At 68.8% G+C, this 23884-nt stretch carries 18 protein-coding genes; 6 read left to right on the plus strand and 12 right to left on the minus strand.

Annotated elements, in window-relative coordinates; all coding sequences use genetic code 11:
* Window positions 1–23: 23 nt before the first annotated feature.
* Window positions 24–1985 (minus strand): ABC-F family ATP-binding cassette domain-containing protein, encoded by a 1962-nt coding sequence (locus tag NR798_RS26745; RefSeq protein WP_375765332.1) that lies wholly within the window; start codon window positions 1983–1985, stop codon window positions 24–26.
* A 137-nt stretch (window positions 1986–2122) separates the two neighbouring features.
* On the opposite strand from NR798_RS26745, the gene NR798_RS26750 reads away from it, so the two are divergent.
* Both NR798_RS26750 and NR798_RS26755 read left to right on the plus strand, forming a co-directional pair.
* A complete protein-coding gene (locus tag NR798_RS26750) occupies window positions 2123–3880 on the plus strand; it encodes a protein kinase (RefSeq protein ID WP_375765333.1) in 1758 nt (585 codons plus the stop codon).
* Between the two features lie 124 nt (window positions 3881–4004).
* Window positions 4005–4496, plus strand: coding sequence for a GAF domain-containing protein (locus NR798_RS26755; protein ID WP_375765334.1), 492 nt, complete (start codon window positions 4005–4007; stop codon window positions 4494–4496).
* Window positions 4497–4584: 88 nt separating this feature from the next.
* Here the strand turns inward: NR798_RS26755 and cmk are convergent, their stop codons facing one another.
* The 3 genes from cmk to NR798_RS26770 are packed head-to-tail and all read right to left on the minus strand — an operon-like array spanning window position 4585 to window position 7361.
* Window positions 4585–5274 carry a (d)CMP kinase gene (gene cmk, locus NR798_RS26760; RefSeq protein ID WP_375765335.1) on the minus strand — a complete coding sequence of 230 codons (690 nt, stop codon included), beginning with the start codon at window positions 5272–5274 and terminating at the stop codon, window positions 4585–4587.
* Window positions 5271–6365: a histidinol-phosphate transaminase gene (hisC, locus tag NR798_RS26765; protein WP_375765336.1), complete on the minus strand. Its 1095-nt coding sequence runs from the start codon at window positions 6363–6365 to the stop codon at window positions 5271–5273. The genes cmk and hisC overlap by 4 nt, the downstream gene beginning before the upstream one ends.
* Before the next feature lie 27 nt (window positions 6366–6392).
* Window positions 6393–7361 (minus strand): acetyl-CoA carboxylase carboxyltransferase subunit alpha, encoded by a 969-nt coding sequence (locus NR798_RS26770; RefSeq protein WP_375765337.1) that lies wholly within the window; start codon window positions 7359–7361, stop codon window positions 6393–6395.
* A gap of 97 nt (window positions 7362–7458) precedes the next feature.
* Here NR798_RS26770 and NR798_RS26775 point away from each other — a divergent pair, with 97 nt between their 5' ends.
* Together NR798_RS26775 and NR798_RS26780 are read left to right on the plus strand one after the other, a co-directional pair.
* On the plus strand, window positions 7459–8139 hold the full coding sequence (locus NR798_RS26775) for a hypothetical protein (RefSeq protein WP_375765338.1): 681 nt from the start codon (window positions 7459–7461) through the stop codon (window positions 8137–8139).
* Window positions 8140–8222: 83 nt separating this feature from the next.
* Window positions 8223–8684, plus strand: a complete 462-nt coding sequence (locus NR798_RS26780) for a hypothetical protein (protein WP_375765339.1) — start codon at window positions 8223–8225, stop codon at window positions 8682–8684.
* Between the two features lie 100 nt (window positions 8685–8784).
* On the opposite strand, the gene NR798_RS26785 is transcribed toward NR798_RS26780, so the two are convergent.
* The 6 genes from NR798_RS26785 to NR798_RS26810 all read right to left on the minus strand — a co-directional run bounded on the left by NR798_RS26785 (window position 8785) and on the right by NR798_RS26810 (window position 17437).
* Window positions 8785–10803, minus strand: coding sequence for an ArsA family ATPase (locus NR798_RS26785; RefSeq protein ID WP_375765340.1), 2019 nt, complete (start codon window positions 10801–10803; stop codon window positions 8785–8787).
* 355 nt (window positions 10804–11158) lie between these two features.
* Window positions 11159–12595, minus strand: coding sequence for an enhancer binding protein Nla6 (gene nla6, locus NR798_RS26790; protein ID WP_375765341.1), 1437 nt, complete (start codon window positions 12593–12595; stop codon window positions 11159–11161).
* Window positions 12596–12663: 68 nt separating this feature from the next.
* The gene (locus tag NR798_RS26795; protein WP_375765342.1) at window positions 12664–13344 is read right to left on the minus strand and encodes a histidine kinase dimerization/phospho-acceptor domain-containing protein; all 681 of its coding nucleotides are present in this window, start codon (window positions 13342–13344) and stop codon (window positions 12664–12666) included.
* Between the two features lie 239 nt (window positions 13345–13583).
* Complete coding sequence (locus NR798_RS26800; protein WP_375765343.1) at window positions 13584–14048, minus strand: cytidine/deoxycytidylate deaminase family protein; 465 nt, start codon at window positions 14046–14048, stop codon at window positions 13584–13586.
* An 89-nt stretch (window positions 14049–14137) separates the two neighbouring features.
* Window positions 14138–15028, minus strand: a complete 891-nt coding sequence (locus NR798_RS26805) for a serine protease (RefSeq protein ID WP_375765344.1) — start codon at window positions 15026–15028, stop codon at window positions 14138–14140.
* Window positions 15029–15157: 129 nt separating this feature from the next.
* Window positions 15158–17437 carry a PrkA family serine protein kinase gene (locus NR798_RS26810; protein WP_375765345.1) on the minus strand — a complete coding sequence of 760 codons (2280 nt, stop codon included), beginning with the start codon at window positions 17435–17437 and terminating at the stop codon, window positions 15158–15160.
* Between the two features lie 102 nt (window positions 17438–17539).
* Here NR798_RS26810 and NR798_RS26815 point away from each other — a divergent pair, with 102 nt between their 5' ends.
* Together NR798_RS26815 and NR798_RS26820 are read left to right on the plus strand one after the other, a co-directional pair.
* On the plus strand, window positions 17540–20251 hold the full coding sequence (locus NR798_RS26815; protein WP_375765346.1) for a hypothetical protein: 2712 nt from the start codon (window positions 17540–17542) through the stop codon (window positions 20249–20251).
* 62 nt (window positions 20252–20313) lie between these two features.
* On the plus strand, window positions 20314–21828 hold the full coding sequence (locus NR798_RS26820; RefSeq protein WP_375765347.1) for an Hsp70 family protein: 1515 nt from the start codon (window positions 20314–20316) through the stop codon (window positions 21826–21828).
* Between the two features lie 66 nt (window positions 21829–21894).
* Here NR798_RS26820 and NR798_RS26825 read toward each other — a convergent pair whose 3' ends face one another.
* Both NR798_RS26825 and clpX read right to left on the minus strand, forming a co-directional pair.
* Window positions 21895–22266 carry an endonuclease domain-containing protein gene (locus NR798_RS26825; RefSeq protein WP_375765348.1) on the minus strand — a complete coding sequence of 124 codons (372 nt, stop codon included), beginning with the start codon at window positions 22264–22266 and terminating at the stop codon, window positions 21895–21897.
* Between the two features lie 140 nt (window positions 22267–22406).
* Entirely contained in the window at window positions 22407–23684 is a 1278-nt protein-coding gene (gene clpX, locus NR798_RS26830; protein ID WP_375765349.1) for an ATP-dependent Clp protease ATP-binding subunit ClpX, read from the minus strand.
* Between the last annotated feature and the right edge of the window lie 200 nt (window positions 23685–23884).

Raw genomic sequence — 23884 nt, forward strand, 5'->3', positions numbered from 1 at the left:
CCCAGAGGGAGAGGGAGTCTGACTCAAAGGGAGGCGGAGGCCTCGGCCAGCTTCTCCTGGGCCGTTTCCCACTGCGCGTAGAGCTGCTCCAGCTGCTCCTTGCCCTCGCGGTGCGTGTCCATCAGCGGCTTGGCCTTCGCGAAGTCGTTGTAGAGCACCGGATCCGCCAGCTGCGTCTCGCGCTCCTTCTGCGCCGCCTCCAGCTTGGAGATCGCCTCCTCCAGCTTCGCGATCTCCTTCTTGATGGGGCCCTCCACCGCGCTGCGCTTCTGCCGCGCCTCGGCCTCCATCCGCTTGCGGTCCTTCTCCGTCAGCCCCGCCGCCGGGCCCTTCTCCCCTACCTTCTCGCCCAACCCCGCGGCCTCGGCCGCCAGCCGCTGCTGCTCCTGGTGGTAGAGGTAGTCGTCCAGGTTGCCCGGGTGCGGCACCACCTTCCCACCCACCACGTCCCAGACGTGCGTCGACAGCCCGTTCACGAAGCTCCGGTTGTGCGACACGAATACCAGCGTCCCCCCGTACCCCTTCAGCGCCTCGATCAGCATCTCCGTCGAGTCCAGGTCCAGGTGGTTCGTCGGCTCGTCCATCAGCAGCAGGTTGGAGGGCACCAGCAGCAGCTTTGCCAGCGCCACGCGCGCCCGCTCACCACCGCTCAGCACGCCCACCGGCTTGTCCACGTCGTCACCCGAGAACATGAACGCGCCGAGCACCCCGCGCACGAAGCTCTCCGGCTTGTCCGCCGCCAGCGGCCGCACCTCTTCGATGATGCTGTTCTGCTTGTTCAGCTTGTCGCCGTGATGCTGCGCGTAATACCCCATCACCACGTTGTGTCCGAGCTTCACCGTGCCGCCATCCGGCACCAGCTCGCCCGCGATGATCTTCAGGAGCGTCGTCTTGCCCGCGCCGTTGGCGCCCACCACGGCGATGCGCTGCCCGCGCTCCACCCGCGCGTCCAGCCCCGAGTACACCACCGCCTCGCCGTAGCGCTTCTGGATACCCTCCAGCGTCACCACGTCACGCCCCGAGCGCTCCACCTCCGGGAAGCGGAAGCGCATGGTGGCCCGCTCCTCGAGCACCTGCACGTCCTCCATCTTCTCCAGCATCTTCGCGCGGCTCTGCGCCTGCCGGGCCTTGGTGGCCTTCGCGCCGAAGCGATCGATGAACGCCTGCAGCTCCGCCTTGCGCGCCTCGACACGCTCGGACTGCGCCTTGAGCTGCTCCATCTCCTCGGCGCGCTGCCGCTTGTACGTGTCGTAGTTGCCCACGTACGAGCGCAGCCCCTCCATCTCCAGCGAGAGGATGCGGTCCACCTGCCGGTTGAGGAAGTCGCGGTCGTGCGAGATGAGCACCACCGCCTTGTTCGAGCGCTTGAGGAAGCCGTCGAACCACGCCAGCGTCGGCACGTCCAGGTGGTTGGTGGGCTCGTCCATCAGCAGCAGGTCCGGGTCCTGGAGCAGCAGGCCCGCCAGCGCCGCGCGCATGCGCCAGCCGCCGCTCAGTGCCCCCGTGGGCTTGGCCAGGTCCGCCTCGCGGAAGCCCAGGCCCTTGAGGATGCGCTCGGCGTGGTGCCGGCCGTAGTGCTCCTCGAAGTGGTCCAGCTCCGTGTGCAGGTCCGCCAGCGTCTGGGCCAGCTCGAGCTGCTCCTCCTCGTTGGCCGCCTTGCCGAGCGCCTCCTCGGTCTCCCTCAGGCGCGCCTCCAGGGCGTCACGGCCGGGCACCGTGCTCATCACCGCGTCCACCACCGAGCCCTCGGGCAGGCCCGCCAGCTCCTGGGGCAGGTAGCCGATCCGCGCCTTGCGCCGGTAGGTGAGCGTCCCCGAGTCCGGGTTCTGAACCCCGGCGAGGATCTTCATCAGCGAGCTCTTCCCCGTCCCGTTGGCCCCGACCAGGCCGATGCGGTCCTTGGGGCTGAGGGCGAAGCTTTCGTTGTCGAAGAGAACCTTCTTCCCGTAGGAGAGGCAGATGTCCTGGGCGATGACGAGACTCATGGCGGGGCTGGGGGTGTAACAGTCCAGCGGCCTTCCGGGAACGGCGGAGATGCCCGCCCGCTCCCTCCCCCCCGGGGCGGCCCCCCGTCAGGACCCCTGCCCGGCGATGCCCGGGTCTGTCTATACTCGCCCCCCTGATGGCTTCTCCCTGCCCGCACTGCGGTAGCACCGACGGCTCCGACCACCTGTGCAGCGCCTCCCAGATGGCCCTCATCGGCCAGGTGCTCGATGGCCGCTACAAGATTGAAGACGTGCTCGGCCAGGGCGGCATGGGCATGGTCTTCAGCGCCACCCAGACGTCCGTGCAGCGCCCGGTGGCCGTCAAGACGCTCAACCCCTCGCTGGCGGCCGCGCCCCAGTTCTTCGAGCGCTTCCGGCGCGAGGCGGAGATCGCCAGCCGCCTGCGCCACCCCAACGTCATCACCATCTACGACTTCGGCCGCGCCCAGGACGGCACCTGCTACTACGTCATGGAGCTGCTGGAGGGCGAGAGCCTGCGCGAGCTCGTCAAGCGCGACGGCCCCATGTCCCTGCGCCGCGCCGTGGACGTCATCGAGCAGGCCTGCCGCGGCCTCGCCCATGCCCACGAGCAGGGCGCCGTCCACCGCGACATCAAGCCGCACAACATCATGGTGCAGCAGCTCGACAAGCGGGACTTCGTCAAGGTGCTGGACTTTGGCCTGGTGAAGGCGCTCGAGGCCGAGGACGAGCATCAGCTCACCTCCACCGGCCAGGTGCTCGGCACGCCCCAGTACATGCCTCCGGAGCAGGCCGGCGGCGAGCACGTGGATCACCGCTCCGACCTCTACTCGATGGGCGGCGTCTTCTACTACTGCCTCACGGGCACCTCGCCCTACGGGGCCAACACGGTGCGCAAGGCGCTCACCGCCGCCCTGACGCAGCCGGCGCCCACCGTGGCCGCCAAGCGCCAGGGCGCCCCCGTTCCGAAGGCCGTGGAGGAGTTCTTCCAGAAGGCCCTCGCCCGCGAGAAGGAGGACCGCTTCCAGAACGCCCAGGAGTTCATCGACGCCATGCTGGATGCGGTGGCTGACGCGCCGCCCGAGGTGCTCGATGCGATGCCCACCGGCTCGGCCCCCGAGGCGGGCAACGCCAGCAAGAGCAGCAGGGCGGGCAGCAGCAGCAAGCCGGGCCAGCGCAGCGTGTCGAAGCCGGGCCGCTCGTCTCCGAGTGAGTCGCGCTCCCGGCCCGGTGCTCCGGCGGCTCGTGGCGGTTCGCAGCCCTCCGCGGCCCGCGCCGCGCAGCCCGCCTCCCGCGGCTCCCAGCCTTCCAGCCCGCCTCCCGCCCGGGCGGCCAGTGGGTCCGCCTCCGCCGCCCGTCAGCGCACGCCGCGCCCCGAGGCCGCCGCTCCCGCTCCGGCTGCCCACCACACCCACTCGCTCACCGAGGACACGCAGCGCGGGTCCACGGGCAAGAAGATCGCGCTCGTGGCGGTACCGCTGCTGCTCATCGCCGCGGGGGCGGCCTTCGTGGTGGTGCGCCCCGCCGCCCCGGTCGAGCCGCCTCCTCCCGTCGCCGAGGTGAAGCAGGCACCGAAGCCCGCGGCGCCCGCCGCGGACAGCATGATCCTGGTGCGCATCCGCTCCACGCCCGAGGGCGCCACCGTCTTCGTGGGCGATCGGCAGATTGGCAGCACTCCGCTGGAGCGCCGACTGCCCCGGGACGAGATGCAGGAGTTGACCTTCCAGCTCGCGGGGCACCAGGACCAGAAGCGCAAGCTGGACTTCAATGGCGTGCTGTCGGACGCGGAGACCGTGAGCGTGACGTTGGAGCCCGTGAAGACCGAGCCGGTAGCGGAGCCCGCCCGTCCCTCGCGCCCCGCGAAGCAGAGCCGGGACACCAAGGACAAGGACGACTCCGTCCCCATCTTCGAGTAGCCCGGGGCCCTGGGGTTCAACCCGGGGGGGCGTGGGGTTCTATCGCGGCGGGATCCGGATCAGGTTAAACATGCGCCCCGCGCCGGTGCGACACCCCGCCGGCTCCCGTTTCGAGGATTACACCATGGCTGAAGAGACCCTGGATCTGCGCGGCATGCCCAAGGCCGAGGCCTACGCCGAGCTCAAGAAGCACATCGAGGCTGTCCTGGAGGGCATCAACGACGACGTGGCCGCCATGGCCACCATGAGCTGCCTCCTCCACCACGCCTTCGGCCACCTGTGGACCGGCTTCTACCGCGTGGTGGAGCCCGGCAAGCTGCTGCGCGTCGGCCCCTACCAGGGAACCCTCGGCTGCCTGGAGATCCGCTTCGGCAAGGGCGTCTGCGGCACCTCCGCCTCCAAGGGCGAGACCCTCGTCGTCGCCGATGTGCACGCCTTCCCCGGCCACATCACCTGTGACGGCCGCTCCGCCTCGGAGATCGTCGTCCCCGTCTTCGGGCCCAACCGCGAGCTGATCGCCGTGCTCGACATCGACTCCGAGCACAAGGCCACCTTCGACGACGTGGACCGTCGTGCGCTCGAAGAGTTGATGGGCTGGTTCTCGCGCCGGAAGTAGGGGCACTTGAGTTGGGGCGAGGGGTTGAAACCCGAGTGGTTCCGATACCCTCACCCCGTCCCTCTCCCGAGGGGAGAGGGGAAATTGCTCAGCGCTTGGACATCCGGTCCAGGATCGTCTGCTCCAGGATCCGCACCACGTCGGACAGCGGCATGCTCGTCGAGTCGAGCCGCATCGCGTCCTCCGCCGGCTTCAACGGCGCCACCGCTCGCGACGCATCGTCCTGGTCCCGCTTGATCTGATCCGCCAGCACCTCCTCCAGCGAGCGCTCCACGCCCTTCTGGAAGAGCTCCTCGAAGCGGCGCCGCGCCCGGGTGTCCGGATCCGCCTCCAGGAAGAACTTCGCGTCCGCGTCCGGGAACACCACCGTCCCGATGTCGCGGCCCTCCAGGATGGCGCCCTTCGGAGCCCCCAGCGCCAGCCGCCGCTGCAGCGACAGCAGCCCCGCGCGCACCACCGGACGGCTCGACACCTGCGAGGCCGCCATCGAGTTCTCCGGCGTCCGGATCTCCCCCGACACGTCCTCGCCATCCAGGAACACGTGGTTGTCCTCGCCCACCACCTGGAAGGAGATGTGCACCCGGCTCAGCAGCTCGCCCAGCTTCTCGTCGTCGTCGAACGCGAGCCCCTCGCGCCGCGCCTTCAGCGCCACGCTGCGGTAGATGGCCCCCGTGTCCACCAGCGCGAAGCCCAGCCGCCGCGCCAGCACCTTCGACACCGTCGACTTGCCCGCGCCCGCCGGGCCGTCGATCGCCACGATGAAGGGGCGAGCGCTCATGAGGCGAGCACCTCTCGCAGCGCCGTCACGCAGCGCACGTTCTCCTCGCGCGTCCCCACCGAGATGCGCAGCGACGTGGGGTAGCCGTTGCCCGCCATGGGCCGCACGATCACCCCCTTGCGCAGCAGCTTCTCGTACAGCTCCATCGCCGGCCGCCCGAAGTCCGCCAGCACGAAGTTCGCGTGGCTCTCCGCCAGCTTCGCCCCCAGCTTGGGCAGCTCCGTCTGGTAGTAGCGCAGGCCGTCGCTGTTGAGCTCGCGCGTGCGCCGCACGTGCTCCGTGTCCTCCAGCGCCGCCAGCCCGCCCATCTGCGCGGGAATCGTCAGGTTGAAGGGCATCCGCGTGCGCTGCAGGTACGCCACCAGCCGCGCGTCCATCACCCCGTAGCCCAGCCGCAGCCCCGCCAGCCCGTAGATCTTGCTGAACGTGCGCAGCGCCACCACGTTCGGGTGCTTGCGGAAGTACTCCACCGCGCTGAAGTAGTCCGGCCAGTCCACGAACTCGAAGTAGGCCTCGTCGTGGACCACCAGCACCTGCTCCGGCACCTTCGCCAGGAAGGCCTCCCACTCCTGGCGGCCGAACGTCGTCCCCGTGGGGTTGTCCGGGTTGGCGATGAAGATCATCCGCGTGCGCGGGTTGATCGCCTTCGCCATCGCCTCCAGGTCATACCGGTACCCCTCGCGCATGGGCACTTCCGCGAAGGGCCGGCCATGCGCCTGCACGGAGATCCGGTACGCCGGGAACGAGCCCTTGCACAGCAGCACCTCGTCCTCGGGCGTGGTGAAGGTGCGGATGAGCAGCTCGATGATCTCGTTCGAGCCGCAGCCCAGCACCACCTCTTCGGGCTTCACGCCCAGGTGCTCGGCCAGCCGGCGCACCAGCGAGTAGCTGCTGGCGTCCGGGTACAGGTGCACCTTCTGCGAGGCCACCCGCATGGCCTCGATCGCCTTGGGCGAGGGTCCCAGCGGGTTCTCGTTGGAAGCCAGCTTGATGACGCCCGTGAGCCCGTACTCCCGCTCCGTCTCCTCGATGGGTTTGCCCGGGACATAGGGCTTGAGCGTCTCGATGTACGGCGGGACGAGCGGTCTCATGGGCTTCTGGCTTCCTCGTGGGTACGGCTAACGCCCGGAGAACACGCCGAGCGCGCGGAATTTCTGGTAGCGGTCCTGGATCAGCTCGTCGCCCGACAGCTCGGACAACGCGGCCAGGTTCTTGCGGAGCACCTTGGCCAGGTTCTCCGCGGCCTTGGCGTAGTCGCGGTGCGCACCGCCGGCCGGCTCGGGGACGATCTCGTCGATGACGTTCATCTCCATGAGATCCGTGGCCGTCAGCTTCAGCGCGTCCGCCGCCTTGTCCGCCTTGGTGGCGTCACGGAAGAGGATGGAGGCGCAGCCCTCGGGGGAGATGACCGAGTAGACGCTGTTCTGCAGCATCAGCACGCGGTTGCCCACGCCGATGGCCAGCGCGCCGCCGGAGCCGCCCTCGCCGATGACCGTGGCGATGATGGGCACCTTCAGCCGGCTCATCACCTCCAGGTTCACCGCGATGGCCTCGGCCTGGCCGCGCTCCTCGGCGCCGATGCCCGGGTAGGCCCCCGGCGTGTCCACGAAGGTGAGGATGGGCTTGTCGAAGCGCTCGGCCATCTCCATCAGCCGCAGCGCCTTGCGGTAGCCCTCGGGGCGCGGCATGCCGAAGTTGCGCGCCATGTTCTCCTTCGTGTTGCGCCCCTTCTGGTGGCCGATCAGCATCACCGTCCGGCCATCGAAGCGCGCGAAGCCGCCCACGATGGACGGGTCCTCCCCGAAGCGGCGATCCCCCGCCAGCTCCATGAAGTCCGGGAACAGGTGCTGCACGTAGTCGAGGAAGTACGGACGCGAGCTGTGGCGCGACAACTGCACCACCTGCCAGCGGGAGAGATCACTGAAGATCTCCGTCTGCAGCTTCTTGGCCTTCTTCTCCAGCTTGGAGATTTCCGAGGTGAAATCCACCGAGCCGCTCGCCGAGAGGGCCTTGAGCTCGTCAATCTTCTTCTCCAGCTCGATGAGCGGGCGCTCGAAATCGAGTGGATAGTTGATGCCGTTCGCCATGGCGCCGGACCCCTATCACCTGCCCGTGGGCCTTTACAACGCGCAACCCGTTACGCGGTGCGTAGAATCCCCCTTCCCTTCCGTCCGTCGGAGTGTCATGCACCGCCTGCTTCTCCTGTTCGCCCTCGTCCTGGCCGCCCCCTCGTCCGCCCAGTCGGCCCGCGCCCTCAATACCGAGGGGTTCCGCCTCTACCAGGCCGGCAAGTACCCTGAAGCGCTGGAGAAGTTCGAGGCCTCCGCCCAGGCCGACCCCAAGTTCGCCCTCGCCCACTACAACGTGGCCGCCACCCTGGGCGTGCTGCGCAAACAGGGGCAGATCTGCCCCTACTCCGCCCATCGGCAGACGATCCTCGAGCGGCTCAACACCGCCGTCCGGTTGGATCCCCGCCGGCTCGCCCGGGCCAAACAGGACGCGGACCTGGACCCCATTCGCGACACCGTCGGCTGGCAGAAGCTGCTGGGCCGCTCCCCCTCGCGCCAGGGAGATGTCCCGGAGATCCTCCGCCGCGTCACCTGGTTCTCCCCCGGCGAGGGCGTCTACGGCTCCACCCGCAGGCTCTCCTTCCCCGATGGCAAGCGCGTCGTGCTGTGGCGGCGGATCATCGAGGACCCCACCCGCACCGAGGAGCAGACCGGGACGTACACCCTCAAGGGCCGCACCCTCACCCTGACCTTCCCGGGCCGCAAGCCGATCCCCGGCCGGATGACCGAGCGCGGAGTGCTCGAATTCGAGGAGTTGGGGACGTTTCTGGACTCTCCGTCCGAGTGCGAAGCCTAGGACGGATCCCGTCCGCAGCCGCCCCGGGGGACTTGGCGGCCGAGCGCCCCCTGCTCACCCTCCCCTCAAGGAGGTGCCGGGGGATGGTGCGACTCGCGGGGCGTCAGTGGGGATTGGTGGCCGTGGTGGCGAGCACTCCGTTCCTGTTCGCCTTCCTGCTCGCGGCGTCCTCTCCGGGCCTCGTCGAGCCCGTGCTCGGCACGGCGCTCGGCGGCGCCAGTTGGGTGCTGGCCGCGCTCCTGGGGCTGCTGGGCGGCGCCCTGTTCGCGGGCTGCCTCGGCACCCTGGCCCAGTCGCCCGGGCTCAATGCCTCGCCCCTCCGGCGCGCCCTCGGGCTCGTGTTCGCGTCGATCGTCCCGCTGGGGCTGTGCATCATCCCCGCGCTGTGTCTGCTGCTCGCGGGGCCCGCGCTCGCCATGCGCCTCGAGCGCGGCACCGTGATGCCTCGCGAGGAACGGTTCCATCCGGCCCAGGAGCTCGCGGAGCGGCTCAAGTACCAGTTGCCCAGGGTGCTTCCGCGGATGCCCAGATTGGGAGCCTGGTGACCCGAGGGGGTCGACACAGGCGCAACCTGGGGTTTCCGGCACCCTCACCCCGTCCCTCTCCCGGGGGGGAGAGGGGATGGGGGCGCGGGTCAGAGAACGCTCAGGCCGCCTTCGTCTTCGCCGTGGCGCTCAGGGCGTACCAAGCCGTCCGGAACGCCTTCAGCTCGCGCAGACCCGCCGGGTGACGTCCCAGCGCCGGCGCCACCGTCACCGGCAGGCCGATCTTCTTCTCGATCACCTTCGCCGCGTTGAGCTCGTTCTTCCGCCGGTTCTCGCACTTCGGGCAGTCCGCCTTCGGACCCACCCGGTTCACCAGCACGCGCTCCACCTGCAGCTTGCGCTCCTTCAGGTACTCCACCAGCCGCTCGCTGCGCGCCGCCGCCAGATCCTCACCCCGCGTCACCACCACGAAGCGCGACTCGGTGGGCGAGGCCAGCGCGTCCTCGAAGCGCTTGATGTGCTTGAGGAACGCCGCCATGTCGTCAGCCAGCTCGCCCAGGCCCTTGGACTTGTACTTGGACAGCACCCCGTGCAGCGCCGTGAACCAGGCCTTGGCCGTGTCCGCCAGCTCCACCACGCGCATGGAGCTCACCATGGGCGCCCCGTCCACCACGATCCGCTTGAAGCGCTCCTGCACCAGCGCGTCCGTCAGGCACGACATGGCCGCCAGCTCGTCGATGCCCGGAGGCGCCGCGTCCAGCATGTTGCGGAACAGCAGCAGATCCGCCGGCACCTCGTTGCCCGTCTTCGGCGCGCCCTCGAAGGCCTTCTCCGCCTTCTCCTTCCAGCGCTTGCGCAGGTTGCTGAACCAGCCCGCCATGTCCAGCTCGCGCGCGTACAGGCCCTTGGTGCCCTTGACCTGCGTCTCCACGTCCGTCAGCCGGCTCTGCAGCACGTCCGACAGCGAGTGCGCCGGATCCGTCGAGATGAGGAGCACCGGCCCCTCCTTCTCAGTCAGCGTCACCGCCGCGGCCGCCGCGCACGAGCTCTTGCCCACCCCGCCCTGCCCCACGAAGAAGATCAGCCGCGTGGGAGGCAGCGGCGGCGCCGCGATGGGCGGCATGGACGGCGCGCGCACCAGCGCCGGAGGACCCTCGGACGCGGCGAACTCCAGCGTCTTGGTCTCCTTGCCGCTCGCCCACTCCTTGGCGAAGGGCTTGAGCAGCTCCAGGCCCCGCGGCGCCACCTCGCGCTTGAGCACCAGGTGCACCGGCACGTTCTTGTCCAGCGCCTGGTACTTGCGCACGTGCGGCGCCTGCAACCCGCGGCGGCCCTGGCAGGCCGTACAGCCTTCCTTGTCCTCCACCTGGTTGACCACCACCTCCACCACCGGAATCCCACGCTCGCGCAGCTGCGTGAAGTACATGCGCGTCTGCGCCTCGGGCACCGGCTCACCCAGCGTCACCAGGTGGAAGGCCGAGCGCGCCGGATCCTTCAGCAGCGCCAGCAGCTTCTCCGCCTTGCCCGCGAACTCCTCGAGGAACAGCTGCTCCTCCGAGGGCGCCGCCGCCTTCTTGCCCTTGCCCGCGGCCCGCTCCGCCCCCGCCTTCACCATGCCCAGGAACTTGCGCAGCCCCACCGGCATGTCGAACAGGCGCAGCGTGTGGCTGGTGGGCGCCGTGTCCACCACCACCCGGTCGAACTCGCCGCTCTCGGCCAGCTCCACCACGTGCAGCAGGCCCAGCAGCTCCTCCAGCCCCGGCGTGGCCTGGCCGTACAGCTTGCCCAGGTCCTCCTCCGTCAGGTGCTGGCCCTTCACCGCCGCCTTCTGCAGCGCCGGCACGTACTTCGCCAGGAACCCCTTGGCCAGCGCGGCGGGCTCCACCTCCATCGCCCACAGGCCCCCGTCCGCCTTGCCCTTCGCCGCCTTGCCCTTGCCCTTCGGCTCCGGCTTGGCCTCCTTGGCGGCCGCGGACTCGTCCTCCTCCAGCTTCACCGGCTTCGCCGACAGCTTCTTCTCCAGCAGATCCGACAGCGAACGCACCGGATCCAACGAGACGAGCAGCACCTTCTCCTTGGGCGCTTCATCCGCGAGCCGCAGCGCGTACGCCGCCGCGAGCGTGGTCTTGCCCACCCCGCCCTTGCCGCCGAAGAAGTGAAGAACTCGCGCGTCGCTCATGAAAACGTGGCCTTCCTTGACGCCCACGGGCCTGGCCGGTCTCCGTCCTGTTCTGGACAGCCGGGGAGAGGGCACACCGGAGGTGCTCCTGAGTAGGGAGCTGTGTCACCGGCTACCCCGTGGGTGTGTGTACCGGAAGGATCGCCCGCAGTGACCCTGTGAGTCAAGCGAAGACGGGGTATCCTACCCTGTGCTTCGCGCACCGCGTCATGCCTCGGTCTCATGAGGGACATGCGCCCTGGCGCCCGCTCTCCCGGTATCTGGACATGGACCGGGAGTGCAAGACCGGGCCAACCCCACAGGTGGGCTCCGGGTCAGGCTCCGGCGAAGTAGGTAGGGCGCGGTGGGACGGCGATCAGCGGATTTCCGGAGTGCTGCCCAGGGAGGGGCCGCCATGGCCCGACAGGGTGTTGCCCTGGGAATCCTTGCCGCCCTGCTGGCGCGCCTCGGCCGCGTAGCGGTTGAGCTTGTTGTAGAGCGTCTTCTCGCTCACCCCGAGCACCTCGGCCGTGCGGGCCTTGTTGTTGCCGTTGCGCTGGAGGCTGCCGAGGATGTACTCGCGCTCCACCGCGTCGAGCGACAGCCCGTAGGGCAGGCGGAAGGTGTGGCGCTCGGGGCTCTTGCCCGCCATGTCGGGGGGCAGGTGCTCGCGCATGATGAGCTCGCCGTCGCAGAGGATGACGGCGCGCTCCACGGCATTGCGCAGCTCGCGGATGTTGCCCGGCCACTCGTGGTTCTTCAGGGTCTCCATGGCGTCCGGGTGCACGCCCGTCACGCGCTTGGCCGAGTCCCCGCGGAACTTCTCCACGAAGTGCTGCACCAGGATGGGCACGTCATCGCGCCGCTCGCGCAGGGGCGGCAGTTGGATCTGGAAGACGTTGAGGCGGAAGTAGAGATCCTCGCGGAAGCGCTTGGCCTCGATCTCCTTCTTGAGATCGCGGTTGGTGGCGCACAGCACGCGCACGTCCACCTCGAGCTCCACCTTGCCGCCCAGCCGCCGCAGCCGGCTCTCCTCGAGCACGCGCAGCAGCTTGGCCTGCAGCTCGATGGGGATCTCCCCGAGCTCGTCCAGGAAGAGCGTGCCGCCATGGGCCAGCTCGAAGACGCCGGGCCGGCGCTGATCCGCGCCGGTGAAGGCGCCCTTCTCGTGGCCGAAGATCTCCGACTCGATCAGGGTGGCGGGGATGGAGGCGCAGTTGATGGCGACGAAGGGCTTGTCGCGGCGCTGGGAGAGGTTGTGGATGGAGCGCGCCACCACCTCCTTGCCCGTACCGGACTCACCGGAGATGGCCACGCTCGCCTTGGAGGGGGCCACCTTCTCGATGAGCTCGAACACCTTGCGCATGTTCGCCGACTGGCCGATGAAGTCCGAGGAGCCGAGCTGCTTGAGGCGCCGGCGCAGGCCCTGCACCTCGCGCATCGTCTCCTTCTTCTCCAGCGCCCGGTCGATGCAGACCTTCAGCCGCGCGGTGTCCAGCGGCTTGACGATGAAGTCATAAGCGCCCTCGCGGATGGCCTCCACCGCGGCGGTGATGGTGCCATGGCCGGTGAGGAGCACCACCGGGCAGTCCGGCAGCTCGTCGCGCAACGCGCGCAGCAAGCCCAGACCGTCCGTCTCCGGCATGGCCAGGTCGGACAGGACCACGTCCGGCCGGAACTCGCCCGCCTTGCGCAGAGCGTCGTGCGCGTCGAACGCGGTCTCGACCTTGTGGCCCCAGGCGGTCAACATCTCCGCCAGCGCCTCACACGTATCGCGCTCGTCGTCCACGGCCAGAATTCGCGCGCTGCCCACGTGAATACCTCCAGACATCTAGAACAACCCAGATAAAGGAAACGTTGCGACAAACACCGCTCGTTGGATCAGACGAGCGGGAAGGAAAGCCGGCACATGCCCGCGCGCAGCTGCAGCTCCACGCCGAGCTGCGCGCACCGCAGCTCCAGGGCCGCGGCCGCCTCGGGGGTGGTCTCCACCGGAGACGGGGTGGCATCCACCACCTCGAGCACCGCCCGGGACTCCTCGGTGCGCACCGCCACCAGCACCTCCGCGCCCTGCTCCGAGCGGCCGTAGGCCCTCATCAGGGCCTGCACCACCAGGAAGCCCAGCTCGCCGGTGTCCGACAGCCGCGCCCGCACTCCGGCGGAGATGGACTGACGCACCTGGAGGCGCCGCTTGCGGCTCTCGTGCGCCAGGACGTCCAGGGCGCGCGTCACCGTCTCCGACAGGTCCGCGTCCCCGGGCGAGCCCGGCCGGTTCACGATGAACTCGGCGAAGCGCCGGAGAATCCCGTCCACGCGCTGGATCTGATCGCGCATGGACTTGAGGTTCTTCTCCTGAGAAGGCGGCACCTGGCCCGTCTCGCCCTTGAGCTTCTCGGACAGCACTTCCAAGTGGATGGAGAGCGCGTTCAAGGGATTGCGCACATCATGCAGCAGGCTATCCATCAGCGAGGGCACCGCCCCATAACGGGCGGCATCCACCACCGGATCCGCCCCTTCGCGCACCGAGGGCGCACTGCTGTTCGCAGCCGTGGAGGTAATCACGAAAGCTCCTAGAGATTGACCGGCGCCCTGCACACCCGCCGCCCTGTCGCTGCGAGGATTTAGGGAGCCGCCCAAGTACCGTCAACCCTGGGGCGGTAATTCTTGCTGGCTGGGAGGTATTCCCACAACGAACCGTCGGACACTCGGCTGTCCAGATGTCCCCGAGTAGACGCTTCACTCGTACTGCAGTTGGAGTCCACGCCCAGTTCGTGCAGCGGACGACAGTGCGGGTTGCGCGATCAGCGCCCGCTCGGCGGCTCAGCGGGGCCCGGCCCCACGAGCTCGATGTTCAGCCGGCCCGCGTACTCGAAGATGCGCGGATCCCGGTAGAACTCGCCGTAGACGATGCGGTGCACGCCCGCGTTCGCGATCAGCTTGAAGCACGGCCAGCAGGGGCTGGCGGTGGTGTAGAGCGTGGTGGGCTTGTCCCGCTCGCTGTCGATCCGCACGCCGTTCTTGGCCGCCTGGATGATGGCGTTGGCCTCGGCGTGGACGGTGGCCACACAGTGTCCGTTTTCCATCATGTGGCCCACGTCGCTGCAGTGCGGCAGGCCACGGATGGAGCCGTTGTACCCGGTGGAGAGAATGGTCCTGTCGCGCACCAGGAGGGCCCCCACGTGCTTCCTGTCGCAGGTGGCGCGGCTGGCCACCTGACGCGCGATGTCCATGAAGTACTGATCCCAGGAGCTCCGGTCGTTGCCCATGCGTGTGCCCTCCGCCTCTGGCGGATGTACCGTGGCGGGACCCGCAGTCGAATTTCCGGCCGGAAGCGCGAGGGAGGCTCGCGGCGGGGCTAGCGGCTCGCGGTCTGCGAGGAGCCGCCCGTGCCCGGCCCCACCGCACCGTTGCCCAGCAACCGGGCGAAGCCCTTCTGCTGGAGGAACAGGCGCACCTTGGAGCTGGGAGCGGCGAAGGTCTCGCCCGGCATGGGCACGTCGAAGCTGAAGTTCTGCTCGGCCACGGCGAAGCCCACCTTGGCGGTGCGGTAGCCCTCGACGATGGCGAGCAGCTTGCCGGATTCGAGGCTGAAGATGCCGCCGCCCGAGGCCCCGTAGCCGATGGCCGCGTCCGTCTTCACCATGCGCGGCGTCTTGCTCTCCTTGTCCCACTCCACGTGGGACACCATGCCGCCGGAGAGCGAGAGGGCCCGGCCGAAGGGCGAGGCGGCGACCACGACGTCATCGCCCAGCTCCAGTTCCGCGTCCGCGGCGAGCTGCGCCGGCCGCTGGGACAGGCCGGGCACCTTGAGCAGCGCCAGGTCCATGTCCGGCACCACGCCCGTGGCCACCACGTGCGCCTGGTACTCGGTGGAGTTGGCGCGATCATCCACGATGGCCACCAGGCGGGGGTCCTTCAGGTCGTCCATCTCCACCGCGTGCGCGTTGGTGATGACGTAGCTGACGAGCCCCTCGGGCGTCTGCTCGTTGCCGATGACCACGCCCGAGGCGGTGCGCCGGGGCTTGCCGTCCTCGAGGATGGCGAGCCGGACGTTGTGCGGAAGGATCCGTTTCACCTGCTCCTTGCGCGTGGGCCGGGGAGTCAAGGCGCCCACCTGCTGCATCACCACCGGCGAGCCGCCCGCCCCACCGGTGCCCGCCGCCTCGGAGGCCGGAGGCGGAGTCGGGGCGGCGGCGCAGGAGAGCATGGCGAAGAGGGCGGGCAGGCCCAGGGAGAAACGGGTCATCGACGCTCCGATGCAGGGAGGGACTAAAATCCCTCTACTCTTAAAGAGTCCCCATCATCCCCGCTGTAACGCGATTTCGGGAAGCATCACGGCCGCCGGGCGCCCGCACGCCCGGCTGCTTCCGGGCCATCACCCGTAGCGCTTCTTCATGAGGAAGAGGATGGCGTCCTTGGCGCAGTGCTCGCAGTAGCCGTAGCGCTCGTGCATCGTCTTGAGGGTGCTCTCCACCTGCGTCTGCTCACGCGAGGACAGCGTGCCGCGCTCCTCGGAGAGGTACTTGAGGACGTTCTCCTTGTTGCGGCGCAGCACGCGCTTGCGCTCCTCGAAGTAGTGGTCGCGCAGGCGGCGGAACATGTCCGGGAAGATGCGCGGGTAGTCCATGTCCGCGTCCGGGTTGTCCAGCTTGTGCGCGCCGATCTGCGAGATGAGGCCGCGGCGGTACTCGCCCGGATCCTCGCCCCGCGGCATGACGATGGCCTCCAGCTCCGCCATGCGCTGCTCGTCCGGGCGCTCCATGGCCCCGGTGATCCGGTTGCGGACCTTCTCGTTCTTCACCCAGTGGCTCACGTTGTAGACGTAGCGCTCCACCAACTCGCGGTACTGGCCCTCGGAGACGAGCCCCATGGACTCGCGCACCTCCTCGTCCACCCGGTCGAGGTACTCGGCCTCCACCGCGCGCACGAACTCCTCATGGTCGTGGTAGCCGTCCACCACCTCCTGCAGGAGGAACTCGTAGACGCTCTTGTCCTTGCAGATGGCCTCGAGCTCCTCGAGCACCGCCAGGCCGTTGAGGCACTTGTAGTCGGGGTTCTGCGCGGCGTTGAAGAGCGCCGTCTTGATCTCCCGGGCGCTGGCGCCGCTGCGGCCCTCGTAGTTGGGGTACGCGTCGGACTCCTCGTACATGTCCATGCGGAGCTTGCGCAGCTCCTTGCCGTGGGAGAGGCTGAGCCGGTCCGGCACCACGCCCTCCTCGTACAGGTGCATCTTCTCCACCGGCGTCACCTGATCCACCAGCTCCTTCACCTCGGGCGGGTAGCGATCCGGGATGGGCTTCTTGAGCCGGGTGAGCACGGCCCACATGGCGGCCACCTCGGTGGCGTGCGGGGCCACGTGCTTGCCCACGGTGGTGGGGGTGATTTGCGCGTCGTAGACCTGCTGCTCCAGCTTGAAGCGGCGCAGGTAGGGCACGCGCACCAGCTCGATGCGGCCCTTGAAGGAGGCGAAGTCCGGCAGCTCCTTGAAGGCGCCCAGGTGCTTCTCGTTGGACGAGGCGATGAGCACCTCGTCGAGCTGCAGCACGAAGTGCTCCAGGGGCACCTGGGACGTCTCGCTGAAGCCCAGCAGGTACTTGAAGGCCTCCAGCGGGCGCTTGAGGAGGTCCGAGTACTCGATGAGGCCGCGGTTGGCGTGCACCAGCGGGCCATGGGGCTCGAAGAGGGCCACGTTGTGGAGCGCGGGGGGGACGTTGAGCTGGGTGCGATCCGCCGTCACCTGCTGGTACATGGCGTCCACGCTCATCTGCGGCTCCACCGTCACCGTGCCCACCTGGTAGCGGCGCGAGATGTAGAAGCGCTCCACGCGCACGTGGCGCATCACCTGGAGGTAGTCGCCCTTGTAGTTGGCCAGCAGCGCCGTGTAGATGCTGCGGCACTTGTGGCACAGCTCCCCGTGCACCATGTAGTCGGAGAGCACGAAGTCGCTGTCACCCTGCCCGTCCCCGTTGCCCAGGCCCTTCTTCTTCAGCGCGCCCTCGAGCAGACGCTGGCGCTCGGTGGCGGGGACGACGAAGAGCGGGTGATCGCGCAGCTCGCAGGGGATGCGCACGTCGATGGACTCGGCGTCCAGGTGCGCATAGGAGGACAGCTCTCCCGCCGCGCCCGCCGCCGCCGCGGCCACCGCCGCGCGCTCGCCCCCGAAGCCGATGGAGCCCTTGACGAGCTTCTCCGAGGGGAAGATCCAGCTGATGCGGTAGAGCGCCCCCTGGGGCTGGCGCGAGTAGTCCTCCATGCCGGCCTTGAGCGAGTTGACGAGCGTCGACTTCGCGCTGCCGTTGGGGCCGTGCAGCATGATGAGCTTGTTGATGCGGCCGGCGCGCGTGAAGTTGCCGAGCAGCCGGTAGATGGCGTTCTGCACCTCTTCCTGGCCCGCGACACCGACCCGGCCATCCCGGTCGACGGCGGGGACATCGAAGACCTTGAAGCGGCGGATCTTCCCCGTGGGGTGCGGCACCAGCTCCGTGCCGTAATGGTCCATCACATCGCGCAGGTATTGGGCGGCGTTGCGCGACTGTCCCCGTGGATCACCCATGAAGAGCGTGACGTACTCCTCGAAGGACAGGATGGAGCGATTCTTCACGAAGTCGTCGGACACCTGGGCGCCCACTTCCTGCAGGTATCGCTTGGCTTCCACGGGATGACTCCTCTGTGCTGTAGTTCAGGAACCCACTAACCACACCGGACGGTCGCCGCCACGTCGCGCGGACCCCCCGGAACTTTCCCCTCGGAGAGCGGGATGTCCAGGGCTCTTGTTTCCGTTGTGTTGTTGGCAGTGCTCTCCGCCTGCCCGCCTACCTCGACGACGCCGTGCGACACGGACACGGATTGTCCCGAAGGCCGATGCCGTCTGGGCGGCTGCGGTCCGATCTGCCTGGACGACACCGAGTGCGGAAGCCGGCAGGTCTGCGCGGGAGGAGCGTGCGCTCCCCGTCCCGAGTGCACCCAGGCCACGGACTGCGCCGAAGGCTTCGCCTGCACGGAGGGCCGCTGCCAGTGCGGCTCGGACGCGGCTTGTGCCGCCAACCAGTCCTGCCGCGAGGGCCGGTGTGTGACGGCCGCCGCGTGCACCTCGGCGGCTGATTGCCCGGCCGGACAGCGCTGCGAGGTGGTCCAGGGCGTGTGTCAGGCCCCCTGTGCCCAGGCCACGGACTGCGCCCCCGGGGTGGATCCGCGTGTGGCCTCGCTGCTGTACGTCTGCCGGGGAGGCGACTGTCTGCGCCAGTGCCTGAATGATCAGCTCTGCGGCGCGGGCTTCGTCTGCGAGGCCGGGACGTGCGTCCGCGCCGGGTGCACCACGCAGGCGGACTGCCCCTCGGGCCAGTACTGCACCAGCGCCACCGCGGGCCGCTGCCTCGAGTACCAGACCTGCGACTCCACCGCGGAGTGCGGCCCCAACACCGAGTGCCGGGCCTTCACCCCGGCCGCCTGTCCTCCAGGCTTCGACTGCGAGACGAAGATCTGCCAGGAGCTGCCGCGCTGCCTGCTGGACACGGAGTGCTCCGCCACCGCGTACTGCCGGGACTCGCACTGCCAGCCCGGCGCCGCGTGCACGGACAGCAGCGCGTGCGCCTCGGGCTTCACCTGTGTGGCGAGCCGGTGCGTGCCGGGCGGTTGCCGGGGACACGCCGACTGCGCCCCGGGCGAGGCCTGCACCGATGGCGCCTGCCGCCCCGCGCCCACGGTGGGGAACATCGTCTCCATCGCCCTGAGCCCCCGGGTGCTCACGCTCGTGGTGGGGGATACCGCGCAGCTCTCGCTGGTGGCCTTCACGCTGGACGGAGCCAGCTTCCCCCTCTCGGAGGCCAGTTTCTCGCCCCTGGACGCGAGCGGCGCGGTGACGGTGTCGTCCTCGGGCCTGGTGACGGCCGTGTCCTCCGGAACGGTGCGTGTGCAGGCCCGGCCCGTGGGCTCGGTGGTGACTCCCCAGGAGGCCAGCCTCACCGTGCTGCCCGCCCTGGAGAGCGGCCGGCGGATCATCGTCGTGGACGCGGCCTCCCGGCGCTCGCTCGCCGGCGTGGAGGTGCTCGGCTGTGACGCGCCTTCCGCCTCCGGCCCCTGCCCCGCCCCCGTCACGGTGACGACGGATATGTTCGGCGTGGCCCTCTTCCCCAGCTTCACCGGGACTACCGCCAGCTTCTCCGCCGCCTCGGGCGAGTTCCGAGCGGACGGGCGCCCCCGCTACGATCGCGTCTCCGTGGTCTCCACGCCCGCGCGCGACGTGCTGCTGCCGCTCGGGGAGAACCCCGTCCACGGCGCCGCCGGCTTCAACGCGGGCATCAGCTTCAACGAGGTGCATTCCTCCGGCGAGCTGTCGCTCGGCGTCTCGGTGCTGTCCGCCGGGGATCCGACGGCGGTGGACCTCTCCAACCTCTTCGGGGAGACCTTCCTCGTTCCCCTCCCCGGCCTCACCCAGCGCGTCCCCGCTCCCGGTGGCCTCGTCGCGTACGCGTCCCTCGGGCTGGCGGGTAATACGGAGATCAAGACGCGCTCGTACGGACTGGGACAGGCCGGGCGCCGCACCGCCGTGGCCTTCGCCGGCAAGCTGCCGCTCGCCCGGGCCACGAGCCTTCGCCCCACGGACCTGCTCGCCTACACCGGCGCGATGGACTACTCGCTCCAGGCCTTCACCTCCATCACCCACCTGCCCTACGTGCCGGACGAGACGGACCTCGATGGGGACGGCCTGTGCTCGGACACCACGCGCTGCGTGGGCAGCGAGGATCTCCCGGACTACGGCCGCTTCACCGGCCTCACCCACCGCCCCCGCCGCGAGCAGCTCCGCCGCACCGAGGTGGTGATCCCCAACCTCCCCTCCGGGCTCGACACCGCCGTGGTCGCCGCCGTGGAGCTCTCCCCCGAGGCCGGACTCATGCCCCTGGGGCTCGCCTCCCAGACGGCCGGAGCGGCCCAGCCGGATGGGACGCGGCCCGTGCCGCCGGTGCTGCTGCGCAGTGGAGCGCCGTACGGAGGGGCCGAGGTGGGCACACCCGGAGTGTGGGTGCTCGCCACGTCCGCCGCCTCGGGGGCGTCCGTCAGCGGGAGCATCGTCCGCGCGCCCTCGCTCCCCACCCGCGTCTCCGTGCCCGCCTTCCTGCCCGTGCCCACCGCGGCCTACACGCCCGCGAGCCGCACCCTCACCCCCTCTCCGGCGAGCTGGAGCACCCTGGCCGGAGCGGGCGCGGGGCTCGCCCGGGTGACGCTCACGGGCGCCCAGGGCCGGCACGTGGTGTTCTTCGCGCTGGAGGCGAGCGGAGGGGCCGTGCGGGTGCCGGACTCGCCCGCGGGGGCTGGCGCGGATCCCGCCGGACAGCCCGGGGTGTCGCTGGAGGTGGCGGCCCTGCGGCTGTCCTCGGGGATATCGGCCGAGGGCCTCCTGGACGCTCCCGGGGTGAACCTGCTCCAGTTCCCGGGGGTGCTGGACGCCTACTCCCGCTCGCGACCCCAGTGAAGTTGCACTAACCTCGCGAGTTGATAAGCCGAGCCCCCCCTCTTCTTCGGAGTTCCCGCGAGATGCACAAGGATCCCATCATCGGCATCGACCTCGGCACGACCAACTCGTGCGCCGCGATCGTCGAGGACGGTGGGAACGTGAAACTCATCCCCTACAAGGGCGGCGAGTACACCATCCCCTCCATCTTCGCGATCGACGACAAGGGCAACGAGCTGATCGGCTACGAGGCCAAGCGCCAGTGGCAGCTCAATCCGAAGAACACCATCTACGGCTCCAAGCGCCTCGTCGGGCGGCACTACAAGAGCGACATCGTCGACTCCATGAAGAAGGTCGTGGCGTACTCGGTGCGCCCCGGCAAGAAGAACGATGTCGTCCTGGACGTGGGCAAGAAGGAGTTCTCCCTCCAGGAGATCAGCGCCAAGATCCTCAACAAGATCCGCGACGTCGCCGCCAACTACCTCAAGACGCCCATCAAGCGCGCGGTGGTGACGGTGCCGGCCTACTTCAACGACCGGCAGCGCCAGACGGTGAAGGAGGCGGGCAAGCTCATCGACCTCGAGGTGGTCCGCATCATCAACGAGCCCACCGCCGCGGCGCTGGCCTACGGCGCCGGCAAGGGCGTGAACAAGAAGGTGCTCGTCTACGACCTGGGCGGCGGCACCTTCGACGTCTCCATCATCGAGATCCGCGACCGCGTCTTCGAGGTGAAGGCCACCGGCGGTGACGTCTTCCTGGGTGGCATCGACTTCGACAACGCCATCATCCACCACGTCCTGACGGACTTCGCGTCGAAGACGGGGATCGATCTGGCCACGGATCCGGTGGCCATGCAGCGCATCAAGGACCTGGCCGAGCGCACGAAGATCGATCTGTCCGCGCGCGACGAGGTGCAGTTCAACATCCCCTTCATCACGATGACGGCGCAGGGCCAGCCGTTGAACATCGAGATGAAGTTCTCGCGCAAGATGCTGGAGAAGCTGACGAACCACCTGGTGGATCGCACGCTCCAGATGGTTGCGCGGGTGCTGGTGGACTCGGGGCTGAGCACCAAGGACATCGACGAGGTGTTGCTGGTGGGTGGGCAGACGCGCATGCCCGTCGTGCAGGACCGGCTCACGAAGTTCTTCGGCAAGACGCCCAGCAAGGGCGTGCACCCGGATGAGGCCGTGGCCGTGGGCGCGGCGCTGTACGCCAAGTCGCTCGAGGACAACTCGAGCATGAAGCTGCAGCTGCTCGACGTGATTCCGATGGCGATCGGCCTGGAGCGCGCGGGCGGGGCGTTCCACACGGTGTTCCCGCGCAACGCGCCGATTCCGAACGCCAAGCAGGTGGTGGCCACCACGAGCATGGACAACCAGACCGAGCTGGCCATGCGCATCTTCCAGGGCGACCACGAGATGGTCGCGAAGAACGACATGCTGGGCGAGTTCACCTTCTCGGGGATCCGCCCGGCCCGTGCGGGCACGGTGCAGGTGGAGATCACCTTCGACGTCAACGTGGAAGGCATCCTCACCATGCGCGCCAGGGACCCCGCCACCGGCCGCGAGATGAAGACCACGGTGCGGGTGAGCTGACCCGTTTCTGGCGCTTGGTGTTCCTGCGCCCACCTACTTCCTCGCGCGCCTGTTCTCCCTCTGTGCCTATTTCCCCTCGCCCTCCGGGAGAGGGACGGGGTGAGGGTGCGTGCTCATCTGGTTCCAGATCCGTGTGAGCATGGCCTCCGTCTCCTGCAGCACCTCCCGATTCGAGAACCGCAGCACCGTGAGTCCGTGGGCCTCCAGGAACGCCGTGCGCTCCGCATCCCGCACCTGCTGCTCCGGCTGTGCATGGCCATCCCCGTCCAGCTCGAGCACCAGCTTCGCCTCGTGCGAGTAGAAGTCGAGGATGTACGGACCGAACTGGTGCTGGCGCCGGAACTTCACTCCCACCAGCCGACGGGCCCGCAGCAGTTTCCACAGCAGGGACTCGGCATCCGTGGTGTCCGCTCGGAGCCGCCGGCACAGGGTCAGCAACCCGAGTCGATCCAGTTCACCGTGGGACGATCTGTACACGCACCCTCACCCCGTCCCTCTCCCGAGGGGAGAGGGGAAATTGGAAAAGCCCCCGTGCCTCGGTGGGCAACGGGGGCTCTTCTACGAGAGGAGAAGCCTGGCTACGCCGACTTCTTCTCCTTCTCCATCACCAGCTGAGGGGGCTCGTGCTTGGTCACCACCGTCTCGGTGATCTTGCACTCCTTCACCCCATCCCGGTACGGGACGTCGTACATGATGTCCAGCATCGCGTCCTCGAGGATGGCGCGCAGGCCGCGCGCTCCGGAGTTGCGCCGCATCGCCTCCTTGGCGATCGCCTTCAGCGCCTCCTTCGTGAAGGTCAGCTTCACCTTCTCCATCTCGAAGAGCTTCTGGTACTGCTTGATCAGCGCGTTCTTCGGCTGCGTGAGGATCGTGATCAGATCCTCTTCCTTCAGGTCGTTCAGCGTCGCCACCACCGGCAGACGGCCGATGAACTCGGGAATCATCCCGAACTTCATCAGGTCCTCCGGCTCGACCATCGCCAGCAGCTCGCCCACGCTGCGCTCTTCCCGGTGGGTGATCTTCGCCCCGAACCCCAGGCCCTTCTCGCCCACCCGGCGCTTGATCACTCCGTCGATCCCGTGGAACGCGCCACCGCAGATGAACAGGATGTTCGTCGTATCAACCTGCACGTACTCCTGCTGGTTGTACTTCTTCCCACCCCGCGGCGTCACATTCGCCCGCGTTCCCTCGATGATCTTCAAGAGCGCCTGCTGCACGCCCTCGCCGCCCACGTCCCGCGTGGCGCTCGGCGTGTCACCCTTGCGCGCGATCTTGTCGATCTCGTCGATGTAGACGATGCCCCGCGCCGCCTTCTCCACGTCGTAGTCGGCGTTGTGGAGCAGGTTCTGGATGATGTTCTCCACATCCTCGCCCACGTAACCGGCCTCGGTGAGGCTGGTGGCGTCGGCGATCGTGAAGGGAACGTTGAGGAAGCGCGCCAGCGACTGCGCCAGCAGCGTCTTGCCGCTTCCCGTGGGACCCACGAGCAGGATGTTGCTCTTGCTCAACTCCACATCATCCGAGCCCGAGGCCTTCATCCCCGGACGCGGCCGCGCAGCCGGCTTCTTCTGATAGATGCGCTTGTAGTGGTTGTAGACGGCAACGGAGAGGACCTTCTTGGCCTGGTCCTGTCCGATGACGTAATCGTCGAGGAACGCCTTGATCTCCATCGGCGTCGGCAAGCTGACCTGCGGCTTGCCCTCCTCGCGCTCATTCTCGTCCGCGATGATGTCGTTACAGAGCTTGATGCACTCGTCGCAGATGTAGACCGTCGGGCCCGCGATGAGTTTGCGGACCTCGCGCTGCGACTTGCCGCAGAACGAGCAGGACAGGTTGACGTGGTGCTCCTTCTTCACTGCCGCCTCCGAGTTCACCGACCCCGGTTCCCCGGAGCCTACCTAGCCGACACCCTCACCACACCCTAGTTGCCTGGCTGCCCACGTCTCGAACAGCCGTCCGACAAAATATAGGCTCCGACTGAAGCCGCAGGAAGCCCATCTAGGATGTGTCGACCGGCGGGCTGTGCACCGCCGGACGAGGTCAGCGTTGAGTAACA

The sequence above is a fragment of the Archangium gephyra genome, assembly GCF_042230915.1.
Classification (GTDB): Bacteria; Myxococcota; Myxococcia; order Myxococcales; family Myxococcaceae; genus Archangium; species Archangium gephyra_B.